The organism is Candidatus Binatia bacterium, assembly GCA_036382395.1.
Taxonomy (GTDB): Bacteria; Desulfobacterota; Binatia; order HRBIN30; family HRBIN30; genus JAGDMS01.
This window is the reverse complement of sequence record DASVHW010000424.1, coordinates 1-15,021: the sequence shown is the minus strand read 5'-3', so window position 1 is coordinate 15,021 and position 15,021 is coordinate 1. Positions and strand designations below refer to the sequence as shown.

31 protein-coding genes are annotated in these 15,021 nt (G+C 61.5%); all 31 read right to left on the bottom strand.

Annotation, left to right across the window (positions count from 1 at the left end; genetic code table 11):
* Window positions 1–359 (bottom strand): 50S ribosomal protein L17 (gene rplQ, locus VF515_20960; protein HEX7410098.1); only part of this gene is annotated, 359 nt, incomplete at its 3' end.
* A 63-nt stretch (window positions 360–422) separates the two neighbouring features.
* Window positions 423–1,445: a DNA-directed RNA polymerase subunit alpha gene (locus tag VF515_20955; protein HEX7410097.1), complete on the bottom strand. Its 1,023-nt coding sequence runs from the start codon at window positions 1,443–1,445 to the stop codon at window positions 423–425.
* Window positions 1,446–1,483: 38 nt separating this feature from the next.
* Complete coding sequence (gene rpsD, locus VF515_20950) at window positions 1,484–2,110, bottom strand: 30S ribosomal protein S4 (protein ID HEX7410096.1); 627 nt, start codon at window positions 2,108–2,110, stop codon at window positions 1,484–1,486.
* 16 nt (window positions 2,111–2,126) lie between these two features.
* Window positions 2,127–2,552 carry a 30S ribosomal protein S11 gene (gene rpsK, locus VF515_20945; protein ID HEX7410095.1) on the bottom strand — a complete coding sequence of 142 codons (426 nt, stop codon included), beginning with the start codon at window positions 2,550–2,552 and terminating at the stop codon, window positions 2,127–2,129.
* A gap of 23 nt (window positions 2,553–2,575) precedes the next feature.
* Window positions 2,576–2,953: a 30S ribosomal protein S13 gene (gene rpsM, locus VF515_20940; GenBank protein HEX7410094.1), complete on the bottom strand. Its 378-nt coding sequence runs from the start codon at window positions 2,951–2,953 to the stop codon at window positions 2,576–2,578.
* Window positions 2,954–2,975: 22 nt separating this feature from the next.
* A complete protein-coding gene (gene rpmJ, locus VF515_20935) occupies window positions 2,976–3,089 on the bottom strand; it encodes a 50S ribosomal protein L36 (protein ID HEX7410093.1) in 114 nt (37 codons plus the stop codon).
* Between the two features lie 9 nt (window positions 3,090–3,098).
* Entirely contained in the window at window positions 3,099–3,860 is a 762-nt protein-coding gene (map, locus tag VF515_20930) for a type I methionyl aminopeptidase (GenBank protein HEX7410092.1), read from the bottom strand.
* Window positions 3,857–4,507 (bottom strand): adenylate kinase, encoded by a 651-nt coding sequence (locus VF515_20925; protein HEX7410091.1) that lies wholly within the window; start codon window positions 4,505–4,507, stop codon window positions 3,857–3,859. Before VF515_20925 ends, map begins: the two co-directional genes overlap by 4 nt.
* Window positions 4,508–4,521: 14 nt before the next feature.
* Window positions 4,522–5,832, bottom strand: a complete 1,311-nt coding sequence (secY, locus tag VF515_20920) for a preprotein translocase subunit SecY (protein HEX7410090.1) — start codon at window positions 5,830–5,832, stop codon at window positions 4,522–4,524.
* On the bottom strand, window positions 5,825–6,277 hold the full coding sequence (gene rplO / locus VF515_20915) for a 50S ribosomal protein L15 (protein ID HEX7410089.1): 453 nt from the start codon (window positions 6,275–6,277) through the stop codon (window positions 5,825–5,827). The genes secY and rplO overlap by 8 nt, the downstream gene beginning before the upstream one ends.
* Complete coding sequence (gene rpmD, locus VF515_20910; GenBank protein ID HEX7410088.1) at window positions 6,278–6,448, bottom strand: 50S ribosomal protein L30; 171 nt, start codon at window positions 6,446–6,448, stop codon at window positions 6,278–6,280. It lies immediately after the preceding gene.
* Between the two features lie 19 nt (window positions 6,449–6,467).
* On the bottom strand, window positions 6,468–6,986 hold the full coding sequence (rpsE, locus tag VF515_20905) for a 30S ribosomal protein S5 (protein HEX7410087.1): 519 nt from the start codon (window positions 6,984–6,986) through the stop codon (window positions 6,468–6,470).
* 20 nt (window positions 6,987–7,006) lie between these two features.
* Window positions 7,007–7,372, bottom strand: a complete 366-nt coding sequence (gene rplR, locus VF515_20900) for a 50S ribosomal protein L18 (protein ID HEX7410086.1) — start codon at window positions 7,370–7,372, stop codon at window positions 7,007–7,009.
* 2 nt (window positions 7,373–7,374) lie between these two features.
* Window positions 7,375–7,926 (bottom strand): 50S ribosomal protein L6, encoded by a 552-nt coding sequence (gene rplF, locus VF515_20895; GenBank protein ID HEX7410085.1) that lies wholly within the window; start codon window positions 7,924–7,926, stop codon window positions 7,375–7,377.
* Between the two features lie 8 nt (window positions 7,927–7,934).
* Window positions 7,935–8,333, bottom strand: coding sequence for a 30S ribosomal protein S8 (gene rpsH / locus VF515_20890; protein HEX7410084.1), 399 nt, complete (start codon window positions 8,331–8,333; stop codon window positions 7,935–7,937).
* 8 nt (window positions 8,334–8,341) lie between these two features.
* The gene (locus tag VF515_20885) at window positions 8,342–8,527 is read right to left on the bottom strand and encodes a type Z 30S ribosomal protein S14 (protein HEX7410083.1); all 186 of its coding nucleotides are present in this window, start codon (window positions 8,525–8,527) and stop codon (window positions 8,342–8,344) included.
* 8 nt (window positions 8,528–8,535) lie between these two features.
* Entirely contained in the window at window positions 8,536–9,078 is a 543-nt protein-coding gene (gene rplE / locus VF515_20880; GenBank protein ID HEX7410082.1) for a 50S ribosomal protein L5, read from the bottom strand.
* Window positions 9,079–9,082: 4 nt separating this feature from the next.
* A complete protein-coding gene (gene rplX, locus VF515_20875) occupies window positions 9,083–9,403 on the bottom strand; it encodes a 50S ribosomal protein L24 (protein HEX7410081.1) in 321 nt (106 codons plus the stop codon).
* 14 nt (window positions 9,404–9,417) lie between these two features.
* Window positions 9,418–9,786 (bottom strand): 50S ribosomal protein L14, encoded by a 369-nt coding sequence (rplN, locus tag VF515_20870; protein HEX7410080.1) that lies wholly within the window; start codon window positions 9,784–9,786, stop codon window positions 9,418–9,420.
* Between the two features lie 37 nt (window positions 9,787–9,823).
* Window positions 9,824–10,087 (bottom strand): 30S ribosomal protein S17, encoded by a 264-nt coding sequence (gene rpsQ, locus VF515_20865; protein HEX7410079.1) that lies wholly within the window; start codon window positions 10,085–10,087, stop codon window positions 9,824–9,826.
* Entirely contained in the window at window positions 10,087–10,287 is a 201-nt protein-coding gene (gene rpmC / locus VF515_20860; protein HEX7410078.1) for a 50S ribosomal protein L29, read from the bottom strand. The genes rpsQ and rpmC overlap by 1 nt, the downstream gene beginning before the upstream one ends.
* The gene (gene rplP, locus VF515_20855; GenBank protein ID HEX7410077.1) at window positions 10,277–10,711 is read right to left on the bottom strand and encodes a 50S ribosomal protein L16; all 435 of its coding nucleotides are present in this window, start codon (window positions 10,709–10,711) and stop codon (window positions 10,277–10,279) included. The genes rpmC and rplP overlap by 11 nt, the downstream gene beginning before the upstream one ends.
* A gap of 6 nt (window positions 10,712–10,717) precedes the next feature.
* Window positions 10,718–11,380 (bottom strand): 30S ribosomal protein S3, encoded by a 663-nt coding sequence (gene rpsC, locus VF515_20850; protein ID HEX7410076.1) that lies wholly within the window; start codon window positions 11,378–11,380, stop codon window positions 10,718–10,720.
* Window positions 11,381–11,387: 7 nt separating this feature from the next.
* Entirely contained in the window at window positions 11,388–11,720 is a 333-nt protein-coding gene (rplV, locus tag VF515_20845; protein ID HEX7410075.1) for a 50S ribosomal protein L22, read from the bottom strand.
* A gap of 2 nt (window positions 11,721–11,722) precedes the next feature.
* Window positions 11,723–12,034 carry a 30S ribosomal protein S19 gene (rpsS, locus tag VF515_20840; GenBank protein ID HEX7410074.1) on the bottom strand — a complete coding sequence of 104 codons (312 nt, stop codon included), beginning with the start codon at window positions 12,032–12,034 and terminating at the stop codon, window positions 11,723–11,725.
* A gap of 9 nt (window positions 12,035–12,043) precedes the next feature.
* A complete protein-coding gene (rplB, locus tag VF515_20835) occupies window positions 12,044–12,865 on the bottom strand; it encodes a 50S ribosomal protein L2 (GenBank protein HEX7410073.1) in 822 nt (273 codons plus the stop codon).
* A gap of 3 nt (window positions 12,866–12,868) precedes the next feature.
* On the bottom strand, window positions 12,869–13,159 hold the full coding sequence (locus tag VF515_20830) for a 50S ribosomal protein L23 (GenBank protein HEX7410072.1): 291 nt from the start codon (window positions 13,157–13,159) through the stop codon (window positions 12,869–12,871).
* Window positions 13,156–13,770 (bottom strand): 50S ribosomal protein L4, encoded by a 615-nt coding sequence (gene rplD, locus VF515_20825; protein ID HEX7410071.1) that lies wholly within the window; start codon window positions 13,768–13,770, stop codon window positions 13,156–13,158. The genes VF515_20830 and rplD overlap by 4 nt, the downstream gene beginning before the upstream one ends.
* A gap of 10 nt (window positions 13,771–13,780) precedes the next feature.
* Complete coding sequence (gene rplC / locus VF515_20820) at window positions 13,781–14,425, bottom strand: 50S ribosomal protein L3 (GenBank protein ID HEX7410070.1); 645 nt, start codon at window positions 14,423–14,425, stop codon at window positions 13,781–13,783.
* Between the two features lie 66 nt (window positions 14,426–14,491).
* Window positions 14,492–14,800 carry a 30S ribosomal protein S10 gene (gene rpsJ, locus VF515_20815; protein HEX7410069.1) on the bottom strand — a complete coding sequence of 103 codons (309 nt, stop codon included), beginning with the start codon at window positions 14,798–14,800 and terminating at the stop codon, window positions 14,492–14,494.
* Window positions 14,801–14,880: 80 nt separating this feature from the next.
* Window positions 14,881–15,021 (bottom strand): elongation factor Tu (gene tuf / locus VF515_20810; GenBank protein ID HEX7410068.1); only part of this gene is annotated, 141 nt, incomplete at its 5' end.

The window sequence follows — 15,021 nt, the reverse complement described above, 5'->3', positions numbered from 1 at the left end:
TCGCCCCGATCGGTCAACTCGATGACCGACATCGCTGCAGCATCGCCGTGACGATGGCCCAGCTTGATGACACGCGTGTAGCCGCCTGGACGTTCCCGAAACCGCGACGCAACCTCGTCGAACAGCTTCTGCACCACGGTGCGGCTTCGAATGTAGGAAAGGGCCTGACGGCGTGCGTGCAGGGTGCCACGTTTCCCGAGGGTAATCATGCGATCCGCGATCCGCCGTAGCTCCTTGGCTTTGGCGTCGGTCGTCCGCAGGTGTTCGTGCTCGATCAACGAGGTCACCATGTTGCGAAACAGCGCCTTGCGGTGGGACGCGGTACGGTTCAGCTTTCGTCCGGCTTTCAAGTGTCTCATGTTCGACTCACGCGCGTGTGCAGGGGTGCCGTCTGCGTACAGGCCGGCAGCCGCATGCTGTTCTCAGGCGCTCTCCTTCTCTTTCGCCATGCGGCGGTCAAGCTCGGCCCGGGTGGGAAAGTTCTCGATGCGCATGCCGAAGTCAAGGCCCATCTCGCGCAGGATCTCCTTGATTTCATTTAGCGATTTCCGGCCAAAGTTCTTGGTCTTCAGCATTTCCGGCTCGGTCTTCTGCACCAGCTCGCCGATGTACTTGATTCCGGCGTTCTGCAGGCAGTTGGCCGACCGCACAGAGAGTTCCAGCTCGGCGACGCTGCGGAACAGATTCTCGTTGAGGCCTGCGTGTCGTTCCTCGGCGCCTTCGATGGCCTCGGCCGCCTCCTCGAAATTGACGAAGATGGACAGCTGATCTTGCAGAATACGGGCCGCGTAGGCCACCGCGTCGTCAGGGCGGACGCTGCCGTCGGTCCAGACTTCCAGATTGAGACGCTCGTAGTCGGTGCGCTGTCCAACGCGCGCATTGGTGACGGTGTAGTTGACCTTGCGGATGGGCGAGAAAATCGCATCGATCGGGATGGTGCCGACGGGTGCGTTCTCATCCTTATTGCGCTCTGCCGGGACGTAGCCACGACCGGTCTTGATGGTCAAATCCATTTCCAGCTTGCCCTCTTTCGCTAGGGTGGCGATATGCAGATCCGGGTTGAGGATCTCGACGAAGGGGCCGGCCTTGATGTCACCGGCTTTCACTTCCCCTTCCCCTTTGGCCTCGATGCGCGCCGCTTCCTCGGTGCCGTCTTGCAGCTTCACGCGGACTTCTTTCAGGTTCAGCACCAGATCCGTGACGTCCTCGCGGACGCCCGTGAGCGTCGAGAACTCATGCAGAACGCCGCGGATTTTCACGGCGCTGATAGCCGCCCCCTGCAGCGACGAGAGCAGTATACGCCGGAGTGAGTTCCCGACGGTTACACCGAACCCACGCTCGTACGGCTCACCCACGAACTTCCCGTAGGTAGACGTCAGGCTTTTCTCGTCAGCTTCGAGCTTCTTGGGCTTGATTAGATCCCGCCAGTTTCGTTGCGGCAACATCGTTCGAACCTCCATCGGCAATCGTCAGCGCTCTCAGCTCACTTCGAGTACAGCTCGACCACCAGCTTCTCGTTGATCGGCATGGTGAGATCCGCGCGGGTCGGCAGCGCCTTCACGCGGCCGCTGAACGCCTCGCGTTGCACCTCGAGCCAATCGGGCACGCCGCGCCGTTCCGCCTGCTCCAGGGCCTCGAGAATACGGGCGACAGAGCGGCTCGGTTCGCCCACGGTGACGACCTGCCCCGGACGGAGCAGGTACGACGGGATGTCCACCTTGCGGCCGTCGACGCGGAAGTGCCCGTGGCGCACGAACTGTCGGGCTTCGCCGCGTGAGGTCGCGAAGCCCATCCGGTACACCATGTTGTCCAGGCGCTGTTCAAGCAGCAAGAGGAGCTTTTCGCCCGTGATCTCCCGTGCCTTTTCTGCGGCGCCGAAGTAGCGATGAAACTGGCGTTCCATGAGCCGGTAGATGCGTTTCACCTTCTGCTTCTCGCGCAACTGCACGGCATACTCGGAGAACTTGCTACGCCCCTGGCCGTGCATGCCGGGGGGATAGTTGCGCCGTTCGATGGCGCACTTATCGGTGTAGCACCGTTCTCCTTTCAGAAAGAGCTTCAAGCCCTCGCGCCGGCAGAGCCGGCAGACTGCTGCAGTGTAACGAGCCAATGCGTTCCTCCTCGTGTCAGACGCGCCGGCGTTTCGGCGGCCGACAGCCGTTGTGCGGGATCGGTGTGACGTCCTTGATGACGCTCACAGCGAAACCCGCCGCTTGCAGTGAGCGCAGAGCCGATTCGCGGCCGGCGCCCGGTCCCTTCACGTACACTTGGACGCTGCGCAAGCCGTACTCCGCCGCCTTCTTGGCAGCATTTTCAGCGGCCAGCTGAGCCGCAAAGGGTGTGCCTTTCCGCGAGCCCTTGAAGCCGACGGAACCAGCGCTCGACCAGGCGATGGTGTTGCCCACCGGATCGCTAATCGTAATGATCGTATTATTGAACGTCGAGTGGATGTGGGCCACCCCTTCGCTCACAATCTTCTTGGTCTTGCGGCGTTTCGGCGCCGCCACCTTCTCGGGCGCCTTCGCTCCGGCCTCTTCCTTCTCCTTCGCCATGTCTCTGCTCCTCGCGCCCGCTGTTACTTGGAGGGCGCTGCCTTCTTGCCGGCGATTGTCCGCCGCGGTCCTTTGCGGGTCCGTGCATTGGTGTGCGTTCGCTGTCCGCGCACCGGCAGGTTCCGACGATGGCGCAAGCCGCGATAGGCGCCGATATCCATGAGCCGTTTGATGTTCATGGCGAGGTCGCGCCGGAGATCGCCTTCCACCTTGTAGGAATCGATAATCTGGCGGAGCTTGACCAACTCCTCGTCGCCGATCACATCGGTCTTCTTGTTCACATCCACCTTGGCCTGCGCCAGGATCTTGCGTGCCGACGGCCGGCCGATGCCATGGATGTAGGTCAAAGCTACTTCCATTCGTTTGTTGCGTGGGAGGTCTACCCCTGCGATACGGGCCATATGTTTTTGCTCCGGATCCTTCTCAGCCCTGGCGCTGTTTGTGACGCGGGTTGCTACACAGGACCCGCACCACCCCCGCACGCCGGACTACCTTGCATTTCTTGCACACTGGCTTTACCGATGCCCGCACTTTCATTGCACGCTCCTACGGTTGACTGAGCACATACGGCCCTTTTTCCGTCACTGCCACTGAGTGCTCAAAATGGGCGGAGCGGCTGCCGTCTTTGGTGACTGCTGTCCAGCCATCTTCCTTGATGATCACGTCCGGTACGCCGGCATTGACCATCGGCTCGATCGCCAGCACCATGCCCTCGCGCAGGCGCACGCCCCGGTCTACCTTACCAAAGTTAGGCACTTGCGGCTCTTCATGCAATCGTTTGCCGATGCCGTGACCGACAAACTCGCGGACCACGGAAAAACCTTCGCGTTCGACGCGCTCCTGAATCGCCGCCGACACGTCCCCCAACCGCTGCCCAACCTGCACCCGTTCGATACCCGCCCACAGCGCCTCATGGGTAGCACGCATTAGGCGTTCCGCTTCCGAGTCGGCCCGATCCACGGGCACTGTGATCGCCGCATCTCCGTAAAACCCCTGGTAGCGAACGCCGAAGTCGATGCCGACAATATCCCCTTCGTGCAGGAAGCGTTTGTCGGACGGTATACCGTGCACCACCTCCTCATTGATCGAGATGCAGACACTGGCCGGAAAAACGCGTCCGTGGACTTCGTATCCTTTGAACGCCGGTACCGCGTCGCGGCGGCGCGTGATTTCCTCCGCAATACGGTCCAACTCACTGGTGGCGACGCCCGGCCGCACGCGCTGGCACAGTTCCGCCAGCACTTCGGCAACGATCATATTGGCAGCACGCATCACCTCGATCTCCTCAGGCGACTTCAGGGATATCATCCGCGCTTCTGCACCTGACCAAGGACGCGCCCCAGGACTTGGTCTTGCCCTCCAACTCCGTCGACCTCGTGCAGCAGCCCCATGTGACGGTACGCGGCCAGCAGCGGCGCCGCGGTGCGTTCATACACCTCAAGACGTGCCAAGATCGTATCTTCGTGATCGTCCTCGCGCTGAAACAGCTCACCGTTGCACTTGTTACATATGCCGGGGTTGTTGGGCGGCTCGAAAATGATGTGATATGAAGCACCGCAATCGCTGCATGTGCGCCGTCCGCTCATGCGCTTCACCAATTCGTCCTGCGGAACTGCGATGCTCACGACACTATCGAGACGCGTCCCCATCTTCGCCAGCATGGAGGTCAGCGCCTCCGCTTGAGCAACCGTACGCGGAAAGCCATCAAGGATAAACCCCTTGGCACAATCGGCTTCCCGCAACCTTTCTTCGACGGCACCGAAGACCACATCGTCGGGCACCAGCTCGCCCCGATCCATGTAGCGTTTGGCCTGCAGTCCCATACCCGTCTTCCGTTTGACCGCGCTCCGCAACAGGTCTCCGGACGAGATGTGCGGTGCGCCAAACCGTTGCGCCAACAACTTCGCCTGCGTCCCTTTTCCCGCCCCGGGGGGACCCATCAAAACCATACGCACCGAGGCCAACCTGCTTATCCGCGCCTGCCCCGCAGCCGTCCGCGGCGCATGAAGCCCTGGTAACTGCGCGTGAGCATGTGCGTTTCCATCTGTGCGACGGTGTCCAGTGCCACCCCGACCACGATCATGAGCGCCGTCCCGCCAAAGTAGAACGGCACATTGAATCGCCGGATCAGGATCGACGGCAGGACGCAGACCGCCGAGACGTAAACGGCGCCGCCGAGGGTGATACGAACGAGAATGCGATCGATGTACTCGGCGGTCCGCTGTCCAGGTCTGATCCCAGGGATATATCCACCGAACTTCTTCATATTGTCGGCAACGTCCGCTGTGTTGAAGGTGACAGCAGTGTAGAAATAGCAAAAGAAGACAATCAGACCGACATAGAGGAGGTCGTAAAACCCCCCTCCCGGCATCAGATAGGCCGCTGCGGTCCGAGCCCACGGGTGATCGACAAAGCTGGCAATCGTTCCTGGGAAGACCAACAACGAAGAAGCGAAGATGGGTGGGATGACCCCAGAGGTGTTCACTTTCAGCGGCAGGTGGGAACTTTGGCCACCGTACATGCGGCGGCCGACGACACGCTTGGCGTATTGGACGGGAACGCGACGCTGCCCCCGCTCCATGAAAATGATGAAGGCAATGACCAGTACCATGAAGGCAATCAAGCCCACCAAGACGAGGACCCCCATTTCGCCCTCACGCACGAATTCCATGGTGGTCGCCGCAGCGGAAGGGAAGGACGACACGATGCCAGCGAAGATGATGAGGGAGATACCGTTGCCGATCCCGCGCTCGGAGATTTGCTCGCCCAGCCACATGATGAACACCGTCCCGGCTGTCAGGGTGAGGACGGTCATGATCCGAAAAGCCCAGCCGGGCTGGAACACCACCGAGCCGCCGCCCGGCGCTTCAATCTTCTCGATGCCGATGCTGATGAAGAGTCCCTGCACCAGCGACAGCAGCACGGTGCCGTAGCGGGTGTATTGCGTGATTTTCCGCCGGCCGGCTTCGCCTTCCTTGGACAGGCGTTCGAGGAACGGAATGACGACGGTGAGCAGCTGCAAGATGATCGATGCGCTGATGTAAGGCATGATGCCGAGCGCAAAGATCGAGAAACGCTCGAGCGCGCCGCCCGAGAACAAGTTGACCAGTCCGAACATCGTATTGCGGGCCTGCTCGAAGAATGCCGCGAGTGCCTTGCCATCGATCCCTGGGGTGGGGACGGCGACACCCAGGCGATAGACCGCAAGCACGGCGAAGGTGAAGAGCAACCGCCGCCGAAGTTCGGGGATCTTCGATGCGTTTTGGAACCCTTCAACCACGCTGTACGACCTCTGCCGAGCCGCCCGCGGCTTGGAGCCGTTCGACCGCCGCAGCGCTGAACTTATGGGCCTTCACCGTAAGGGCCTTGCTCAATTTCCCGTCGGCAAGAATTTTGATCGGATATTTCAAGGTGCAAACCAGCCCCCGTGCGTGCAGGGCCTCAGCATCGACGACAGCGCCAGCATCGAAGCGCTCTTCCAGCTGGCCCAGGTTGACGATACTGAACTCCTGGCGGAAGGGATTGTGGAAGCCATGTTTGGGCAACCGCCGCTGCAGGGGCATCTGGCCACCTTCGTATCCGGGCGGCGTGTTGCCACCCGAGCGCGCGCCGCGCCCTTTGTGCCCACGGGCTGCCGTCTTCCCATGGCCCGAACCCGTGCCACGACCGAGGCGCTTCCGCTGCTTAGTGGCTCCAGGGGCCGGGGACAAATCGCTCAGGTTCATTTAGCTCTTCACCTCGATCAAATGGGCGACAGCGCGAATTCGACCCCGTGCGGCCTCAGTGTCGTGCACGATCACCGTCTTGCCGACCCGCGTCAGGCCCAGGCCGCGCAGGGTTTGCCTCTGTCTCTGCGAGGAGCCGATGGGGCTACGCGTAAGCCTGACCTTCAACATGTTCGCTTCCGCCATGGCCCTACCCGCGCAGTTCCTCGACGCTCTTGCCACGCAGTGCGGCGATTTCCTCTGGCAGCCGCAACTCACCCAAGGCGGCCATGGCCGCCTTGACCATATTGTGGGGGTTGTTCGAACCGATGCACTTGGTCAGCACGTTGCGGATGCCGGCGAGTTCTACGACCGCTCGCACGCCACCACCGGCGATCACGCCGGTGCCGTCCACCGCCGGCCGCAAGAGCACGTGGCCGGCCCCGAATCGCCCGTGCACCTCATACGGGATGGTACCCTCGACGATGGGAACCGTCACCAGGGTCTTCTTCGCCCGCTCGATCGCCTTGCGGATGGCTTCGGGAACCTCATTTGCCTTCCCCAGACCGTAACCGACGCGGCCGGCACTGTCCCCAACCACCACCAGGGCACTGAAACTGAACCGGCGACCACCCTTCACCACTTTGGCGACGCGGTTGATCTGGACAACCTTCTCCTTGAGTTCCACCCCGTGGAGCTCGATGCGCTCTCTACCTCTTGGACCCGCCATGGGTATTCCTTCCGCTTCCGTCAGAACTGCAGGCCCGATTCACGCGCCGCGTCCGCCAGGGCCTTGACACGGCCATGATATAGAAACCCGTTGCGGTCGAACACCACAGCACGGATCGCCCGTTCCTGACAAAGGCGGGCAATCAAGGCACCCACCTGCTTAGCTGCCTCGCGGTTGCCGGTGTGCTGCAATTGCCCCTTAAGCCCCGGGGACAGCGTCGAGGCCGCCGCCAGGGTCCGTCCCGTTTCATCTGAAACGACTTGCGCGTAGATGTGTTTGCCGCTGCGAAACACGCACAGGCGTGGCCGTGCATCCGTGCCCTGTACCCGCCGGCGGACACGTTGCTGGCGGCGTACGCGCGCCAAGACCTTCATCCCTAAACTCATGATCAACCGGCTCCCGCCGCGCCGGCGGCCTTTCCAGCCTTCCGGCGCAGAACCTCATTCGCGTATTTGATACCCTTACCCTTGTAGGGCTCGGGTGGGCGCAGGCGTCGAATGGTTGCCGCTGTCTCGCCCAAGACCTGCCTATCGATGCCCTCGAGGGTAATGGTGGTTTGTTTGTCCACACGCGCCTGTATTCCAGGAGGTAACTGAAACAAGATCGGGTGCGAATAGCCCAGGCTGAGATGCAGCGCCTGCCCCCGGCTCTCTGCCCGGTAGCCCACGCCGACAATTTCCAGGGTTCGGGTGAACCCGCTGTGCACACCGTGAACCATGTTCGCGACTAGCCGTTGCGTAAGGCCGTGTAGAGAGCGCGTGTTGCGTGTCTCATTCTCCCGCAGCACGTGCAGTGCCCCGCCAGCCACTTCAACCTTGATGCCTGGGGGCAGTTGATGCTGCAGTTGGCCTTTGGGTCCTTCGACCCGCACCAAGCCATTAGCCACTTGGACTTTGACTTTATCGGGAATCAGAACGGGCAGTTTGCCGATGCGTGACATGGGCGCGCCTACCACACCGAGCACAGGAGTTCGCCACCCAGGTTGCGCTTACGGGCCTCTCGGTCCGTCAGGATACCGGCCGGCGTCGAAAGCACGTTGACGCCCAAGCCGCGCCGGACAGAAGGGATCTCCTCGGCGCCGACGTACACGCGCAAACTCGGCTTGCTGACACGTTTGATGCCCGAGATCACGGGATTATTCTGGCCGTCGTACTTGAGCCACACGCGCAACACTCTATGGCTGTCCTGCTCGATGATGCTGTGTTCCTTCAAAAATCCCTCGGCCGTGAGCACTTCCACCACACGGGCCTTTATTGTTGACCATGGCACGTCGACCTGCTCTTTGCGCCCGTGGACGCCGTTACGGATACGGGTGAGCAGATCTGCAATCGGATCGGTCATGCCCATCGGGTCACCTACCAGCTCGCCTTCGTCAGGCCGGGGATCTCGCCCTTGCGAGCCAGCAGTCGCAGGCAGAGGCGACACATTTGAAAACGGCGATAAAAAGCACGCGGCCGCCCGCACAGCGGGCAGCGATTATAGGCGCGCACTTTGAACTTGGGAGGGCGTTGGGCCTTAATTCGTAAACACGTCTTTGCCACCTGATCTCCTACGCGCGAAACGGCATGCCCAGAGCCTGGAGCAGCGCTTTCCCCTCAGCGTCGGATCGCGCTGTGGTGTTGATACATACGGTCAAGCCACGGACCTTATCCACCTTATCCAGGTCGATTTCCGGGAAAATAATCTGCTCGCGCACGCCGAGGGCATAATTGCCTCGGCCGTCGAAGGAACGGTCCGACACGCCTTTGAAGTCGCGCACGCGTGGCAAGGCGACGTTGAGCAGCCGATCGAGAAACTCGTACATGCGTTCGCCCCGCAATGTCACCATGCAACCGATCGGCATGCCCTCACGCAGCTTGAAATTCGCGATGGCCTTGCGGGCCTTGGTGATCACCGGCTTCTGGCCGGTGATAGCAGCGAGCTCTTCGACGGCGAGGTCCAGTGCCTTGGCGTTCTGAATCGCCTCGCCTAGACCGATATTGAGGACGACCTTGTCCAGCCGCGGCACTTGCTCCCGGTTCTTGTACCCCAGGTCTTTCATCAACCGGGGCAGCACTTCGCTCTTGTAGCGTTCCTTCAGGCGCGCACCCATCCAATCACCTATCCAGCTGTTCGCGGCACCGGCGGCAGATGCGCACGCTGCGGCCGTCCTCCAGTCGCAGTTTCCCCATACGGACCGGAGCGTTACACTTGTCACACATGATCATGAGATTGGAGATATGGATCGCCGCTTCCTTTTCGACGATGCCGTACGGGCTCTGCGCGCCGCGCGCCTTCGTGTGCCGCTTCACCATGTTGAGGCGCTCGACGATGGCGCGATCCTTCTCAGGGATGACCCGAATCACCTTACCGGTCTTACCGCGCTCGCGCCCGGCAACCACCATCACTGTATCGTTCTTGTGGATGCTTGCATGCATTGCCGTGCTCCGGATCACAACACCTCTGGCGCCAGCGACAGAATCTTCATGAACTTCTTCGCCCGTAACTCGCGCGCCACCGGTCCGAAGATACGCGTACCGATGGGCTCGCGCTGATTGTCGATCAGCACCGCCGAGTTCGAATCGAATTTGATGTAAGAGCCATCCGCGCGCCCGACCTCTTTCGTGGTCCGCACGACGACCGCCTTCATCACTTCGCCCTTTTTCACCTTGGCGTTGGGAATCGCTTCCTTCACCGACACCACGATGATGTCTCCAAGGGACGCATATCGCCGGCGGCTACCACCGAGCACTTTGATGCAAAGCACCTTCCGTGCTCCTGAGTTATCTGCGACATCCAAAACGGTTTCCGACTGCACCATATCCGCTCCCACTCGCCCAACACGCCGACGAGCCTCCTCACGCTGCCTTTTCGAGAATTGCGCGGACAGCCCAGCGCTTGTCTCGACTCAACGGCCGCGTCTCGGCTATCAGCACCCGATCTCCAATGCCGCAACTGTTTCGCTCGTCGTGCGCCTTCACCCTGTCCCGCCGCCGCAGGTGTTTCTTGTACTTAGCGTGCTGGACGAGCCGCTCCACCATCACCACGACGGTCTTGTTCATCTTGTTACTGACCACCACGCCCTCACGGGTCTTGGCTTTACCTCGCTTGCACTCTTCCACTAGCGGTTCCTCTCCAACTCACGCTCGCGTCGTATCGTACTGATGCGGGCGATATCGCGCCGGGTCTGCGCCAGCCGTGCGGGGCTCTCGAGCTGGTTCGTCTTATGTCGCAGCCGCAGGAGAAAGAGCGACTCCTTCAATTCACGCTCCCTCACCTCCAGCTCCTCATCGCTACTGTCGCGCAGTTCCTTAGGCTCCATGCGCCGCTCCCACCGCGCCAACCCGTTCGCGGAACTGCGTCGGGATCGACAATTTCTGCGCCGCTAGACGAAATGCCTCGCGGGCGGTCTCCTCGGAAACGCCCTCCATCTCGAACAGGACGCGGCCAGGTTTAATGACGGCGACCCACACTTCAGGCGAACCCTTGCCTTTTCCCATGCGAGTTTCGGCCGGCTTCTTCGTCAATGGCTTATCCGGGAACACCCGAATCCACACCCGGCCGCCGCGCTTAATGTGGCGTGTCAGGGCGACGCGCGCGGCTTCCAACTCCCGCGCCGTCATCCAGCCGCGGTCGGTCGCCTGCAGCCCGTAATCACCGAATGCCAGCGTCGCGCCGCGGTAGGCGGTTCCCCGCCTCCGGCCCTTCTGCATCTTGCGGTATTTGACTTTCTTTGGCGCTAACATGGTCCATTACCCGCCCAGGGCTGCCCGTTGCTTCTCCTCTTCCTTGGTGAGCACCTCGCCGCGGAAGATCCAGGCCTTGATGCCGATGACCCCATAGGTTGTCTTGCCTTCGGCCAAACCGTAGCTGATATCGGCCCGCAGCGTATGAAGTGGCACCCGCCCCTCGCGGTACCATTCCGTGCGGGCGATCTCCGCTCCGCCCAGACGCCCGGAGCACTGGATCCGGACTCCCAGAGCTCCCATCCGCATAGCACGTCCGACGGCTTCTTTCATGGCCCGCCGAAAGGCGACGCGGCGCTCCAGCTGTAAGGCGACGTTTTCGGCGACCAACTGTCCATCGACATCGGGTCGGCGAACTTCGTGGATATTGATGAACGACTCTTTCTTCGTCAGTTTGCTGAGTTCGCTCTTCAGCTTCTCGATCTCGGCGCCTTTCTTACCGATCACGATGCCAGGCCGCGCCGTATGAATGTTGATCTTTGCCTTGTTTGCCGCGCGTTCGATCTCCACCTTCGAGATGCCGGCGTGATACAGGCGCTCCTTGAGGAACTTGCGGATGCGAAGATCCTCGTGCAGCAACTGCTGGTAGTCGCGCCGAGCGAACCATTTAGAGTCCCACTGCTCGGTGATGCCGAGCCGAAATCCCTTTGGATGCGTTTTCTGTCCCATGCTCCCCTTAACGTTCGTCGACGACGATGGTGATGTGGCTGGTCCGTTTCCGTATTGGCGTTGCCCGCCCATGCGCGCGCGGCAGGAACCGCTTCAGCGTGGCGCCTCCATCAATCATGACGCGGCGCACATACAGCCGGTCCACGTCGACGCGTTGCTGATTCTCGGCGTTGGCAATCACCGACTTCAATGTCTTCGCCAGGAGGCGCGCCCCTTTTTTGGGAATGAAATCCAGAATCATCAAGGCCTCGCCCACGTTCTTCCCGCGGATGAGGTCTGCCACCCCGCGCGCCTTGCGTGGTCCCATGCGGAGATGGCGGCTGACGGCCCGTGCTTCCATGGCTATGCCCTTGCCCCTGGGGGCGGGGCAGCTGAGGGCTTCGCTTCCGCCTTGCGGTCGCCCGAGTGCCCGTGAAAGGTGCGCGTGGGTGAAAACTCCCCCAGCTTGTGTCCCACCATGTTCTCGGAAACGAACACCGGGATGAACTTGCGGCCGTTATGCACGGCGAGCGTGTGACCAATCATGTCCGGCGTGATCGTCGAGCGCCGCGACCACGTCTTGATCACCCGTCTCTCCCGAGCCACATTCATCGTCTGCACCTTTTTGAGAAGGTGCAGATCCACGAACGGTCCCTTCTTGACTGAACGCGCCACCTGCTGCTCCTAGCGGCTCCGCCGCTTTACGATGAGTCGATCCGTGCGGGGATTGTGCCGCGTCTTGTATCCCTTTGCCGGCTGCCCCCATGGCGACTGCGGGTGATTGCCCTTCGAGCGTCCCTCACCACCGCCGTGCGGATGGTCGACGGGGTTCATGGCCATGCCGCGGACATGCGGCCGCTTCCCGAGCCAGCGGCTACGTCCGGCCTTACCGTGGGAGACGTTCTCGTGATCGACGTTGCCAACCTGTCCGATGGTCGCCCGGCACGTCAACTGGACGTACCGTAGTTCTCCCGAGGGCAGCTTCAGCAGTGCCCGCGAGCCTTCTTTAGCCATCAACTGCGCCGCGGCGCCGGCGCTCCGCGCCAGTTGGGCGCCGCGTCCCGGCTTGAGTTCGATATTGTGCACCATAGTACCGGTCGGAATCTGGCGCAGCGCCATCGCGTTACCCGGCTTGATGTCGGCGCCTTCACCTGCGGCGACACTATCTCCTGGCCGCAGCCCGACCGGTGCCAGGATGTAGCGCTTCTCGCCGTCCACGTAGTTCAACAAGGCCAGGCGGGCGGAACGGTTCGGATCGTATTCGATCGCAGCCACCTTTGCAGGCACCAGATCCTTGTCGCGGCGAAAGTCGATGATCCGGTAGCGCTGCTTGTGACCCCCACCGCGGTGCCGGCTGGTCATGCGGCCGAGGGCATTGCGGCCGCCCGTACGCTGCTTGGGCGCAAGGAGCTGCCGTTCAGGCTCCTTGTCTGTGAGCTCGGAAAAAACGAGCACGCTCCGGAATCTGCGCCCCGGAGATGTCGGCTTGTACTGACGCGTTGCCATACTCTACACGTTCTCGAAAAAGTCGATGCGCTGTCCCGCGGCCAAGGTCACGTACGCCTTCTTCCAACGCGGACGCTGTCCCACCGAATGACCCACCCGTCGATTCTTACCCAGGTAATTCAAGGTGTGAACCTTCTCGACCTTGACCTTAAAAAGCGTCTCAATGGCGCGACGGATCTCGATCTTGTTAGCCTCGGGCCGAACGCGGAAGACGAACTGGTTCCCCTGCTCATTGACCAGCGTACCCTTCTCCGTGATCAAGGGCGACGCGATGACGCGGTGCAGATCCTTCATGCGCCTAGCCTCCGATTCAGAGCCTCCACGGCCCCTGGTGTCAGGATAAGCCGGTCGTAGCGCAGCAAATCATAGACATTCGCACCTTCGGTTCGCAGCACCTTGACAAGGGGCAGGTTCCGCGCCGCGCGTTCGAGACCGTCGTCCTTTTCCGGGATGAGGATCAGGGTGCTTTCCACTTTGAGGTCGGCGATCAGCTTGGCCAGCAACTTGGTCTTGGGCGCCTCGATCGCAATCTTATCCAGCACCAGCAGTTTCCCCTCGCGCACCTTCGACGCCAACGCCGAGCAGAGCGCAGCCTTCCGTGCTGATGCGGGCATGCGATACGAGTAGTCCCGTGGTTGTGGCCCGAAGATGACGGCCCCCCCCCTCCAAATAGGAGAACGACTGCTACCGGCGCGCGCGCGTCCCGTACCCTTTTGGCGCCAAGGCTTCTTCCCACCGCCCCTGACAAAGGCGCGCGTTTTTGTGGCAGCAGTACCGGCGCGACGATTCGCTTGCTGCATCCGGACCGTCTCGTACAGCAGGTGGCGCCGCACGGGCTGGCTGAACACGGCCGCCGGCAAGGCGATTTCCCCAACCACCTCGTTGCGCTGCGACACGACTGGCATCGTAATCGGCTCAGCCACGGTGTATCTCCTTGACTGCCGGCCGGATCAACACCAAGCCGTTTCGCGCCCCGGGAACGCAGCCGCGCACCAGCACGAGGTGCTCTGTCGGCCGGATCTCGATCACTTCCAGGTTCTGGGTGGTGTTGCGTTCATTGCCGTATTGCCCGGCCATGCGCTTGCCTTTTAACACGCGGCCTGGGTACGACCGGTTACCAATCGACCCGCCGTGGCGGAAGTACTCGTGTGTCCCGTGACTGCCCGGAAAACCGGAGAACCCGTGGCGCTTGATGACGCCTGTAAAGCCGCGCCCTTTGGTGGTTCCGGTCACATCCACGCGATCACCCACCTTGAAGACGCTCTCCAGATCGATTTCCTGCCCAACCGTGTAGGTCTCATCATCACGCGCGCGAAACTCGCGCAACACACTGAAGATTCCCTTGCCTGCTTTCACGCAGTGGTTACGGTACGCCTTCGTCGCGCGCTGAGCCTTCTTTTCGCCGAACCCAACTTGGACGCTTGCGTAGCCGTCGCTGGCGGTGGTCTTCGTTTGCACCACCGTACACGGGCCGGCGTGGATAACGGTCACGGGGATCAACTCGCCCCTCGGGTCGAAGACTTGCGTCATCCCCAACTTCTTGCCGATCAGTCCCATCATGGTGCTGTCAGTTCTTGCACGTGACTAGGCGGTACGCCCCAGTGTCGGGCGGACGCCGGCCCAGCGTCAATGCAGTTTAATCTCCACGTCCACTCCGGCCGCCAGGTCCAGTTTCCCGAGGGCGTCGATCGTCTGCTGGGTCGGTTCCAAAATGTCGAGCAGCCGCTTATGGGTCCGGATTTCGAACTGCTCTCGCGACTTCTTGTCGACGTGTGGCGACCGGTTCACCGTAAACCGCTCGATGTGCGTGGGTAGTGGAATCGGTCCGGCCACCCTGCCCCCAGTCTGGCGTACGGTCTCGACGATCTCTTTCACTGATTGATCCAGCAATCGATGATCGTACGCTTTCAAACGTATGCGAATCTTTTCATTCATGGGTTCGCTTATCGCCTACCTATCGCTCGTTGTCGCCTGTTAGCACTAGAATGCGGTAAGCGATCCCGTTCACCGCGACCTCACTTAATGATTTTGCCGACGACGCCGGCGCCGACGGTGCGGCCGCCTTCGCGGATCGCGAAGCGCAGCCCTTCATCCATGGCGATGGGGGTGATCAGCTCGATGCTCACCCGGATGTTGTCGCCCGGCATCACCATCTC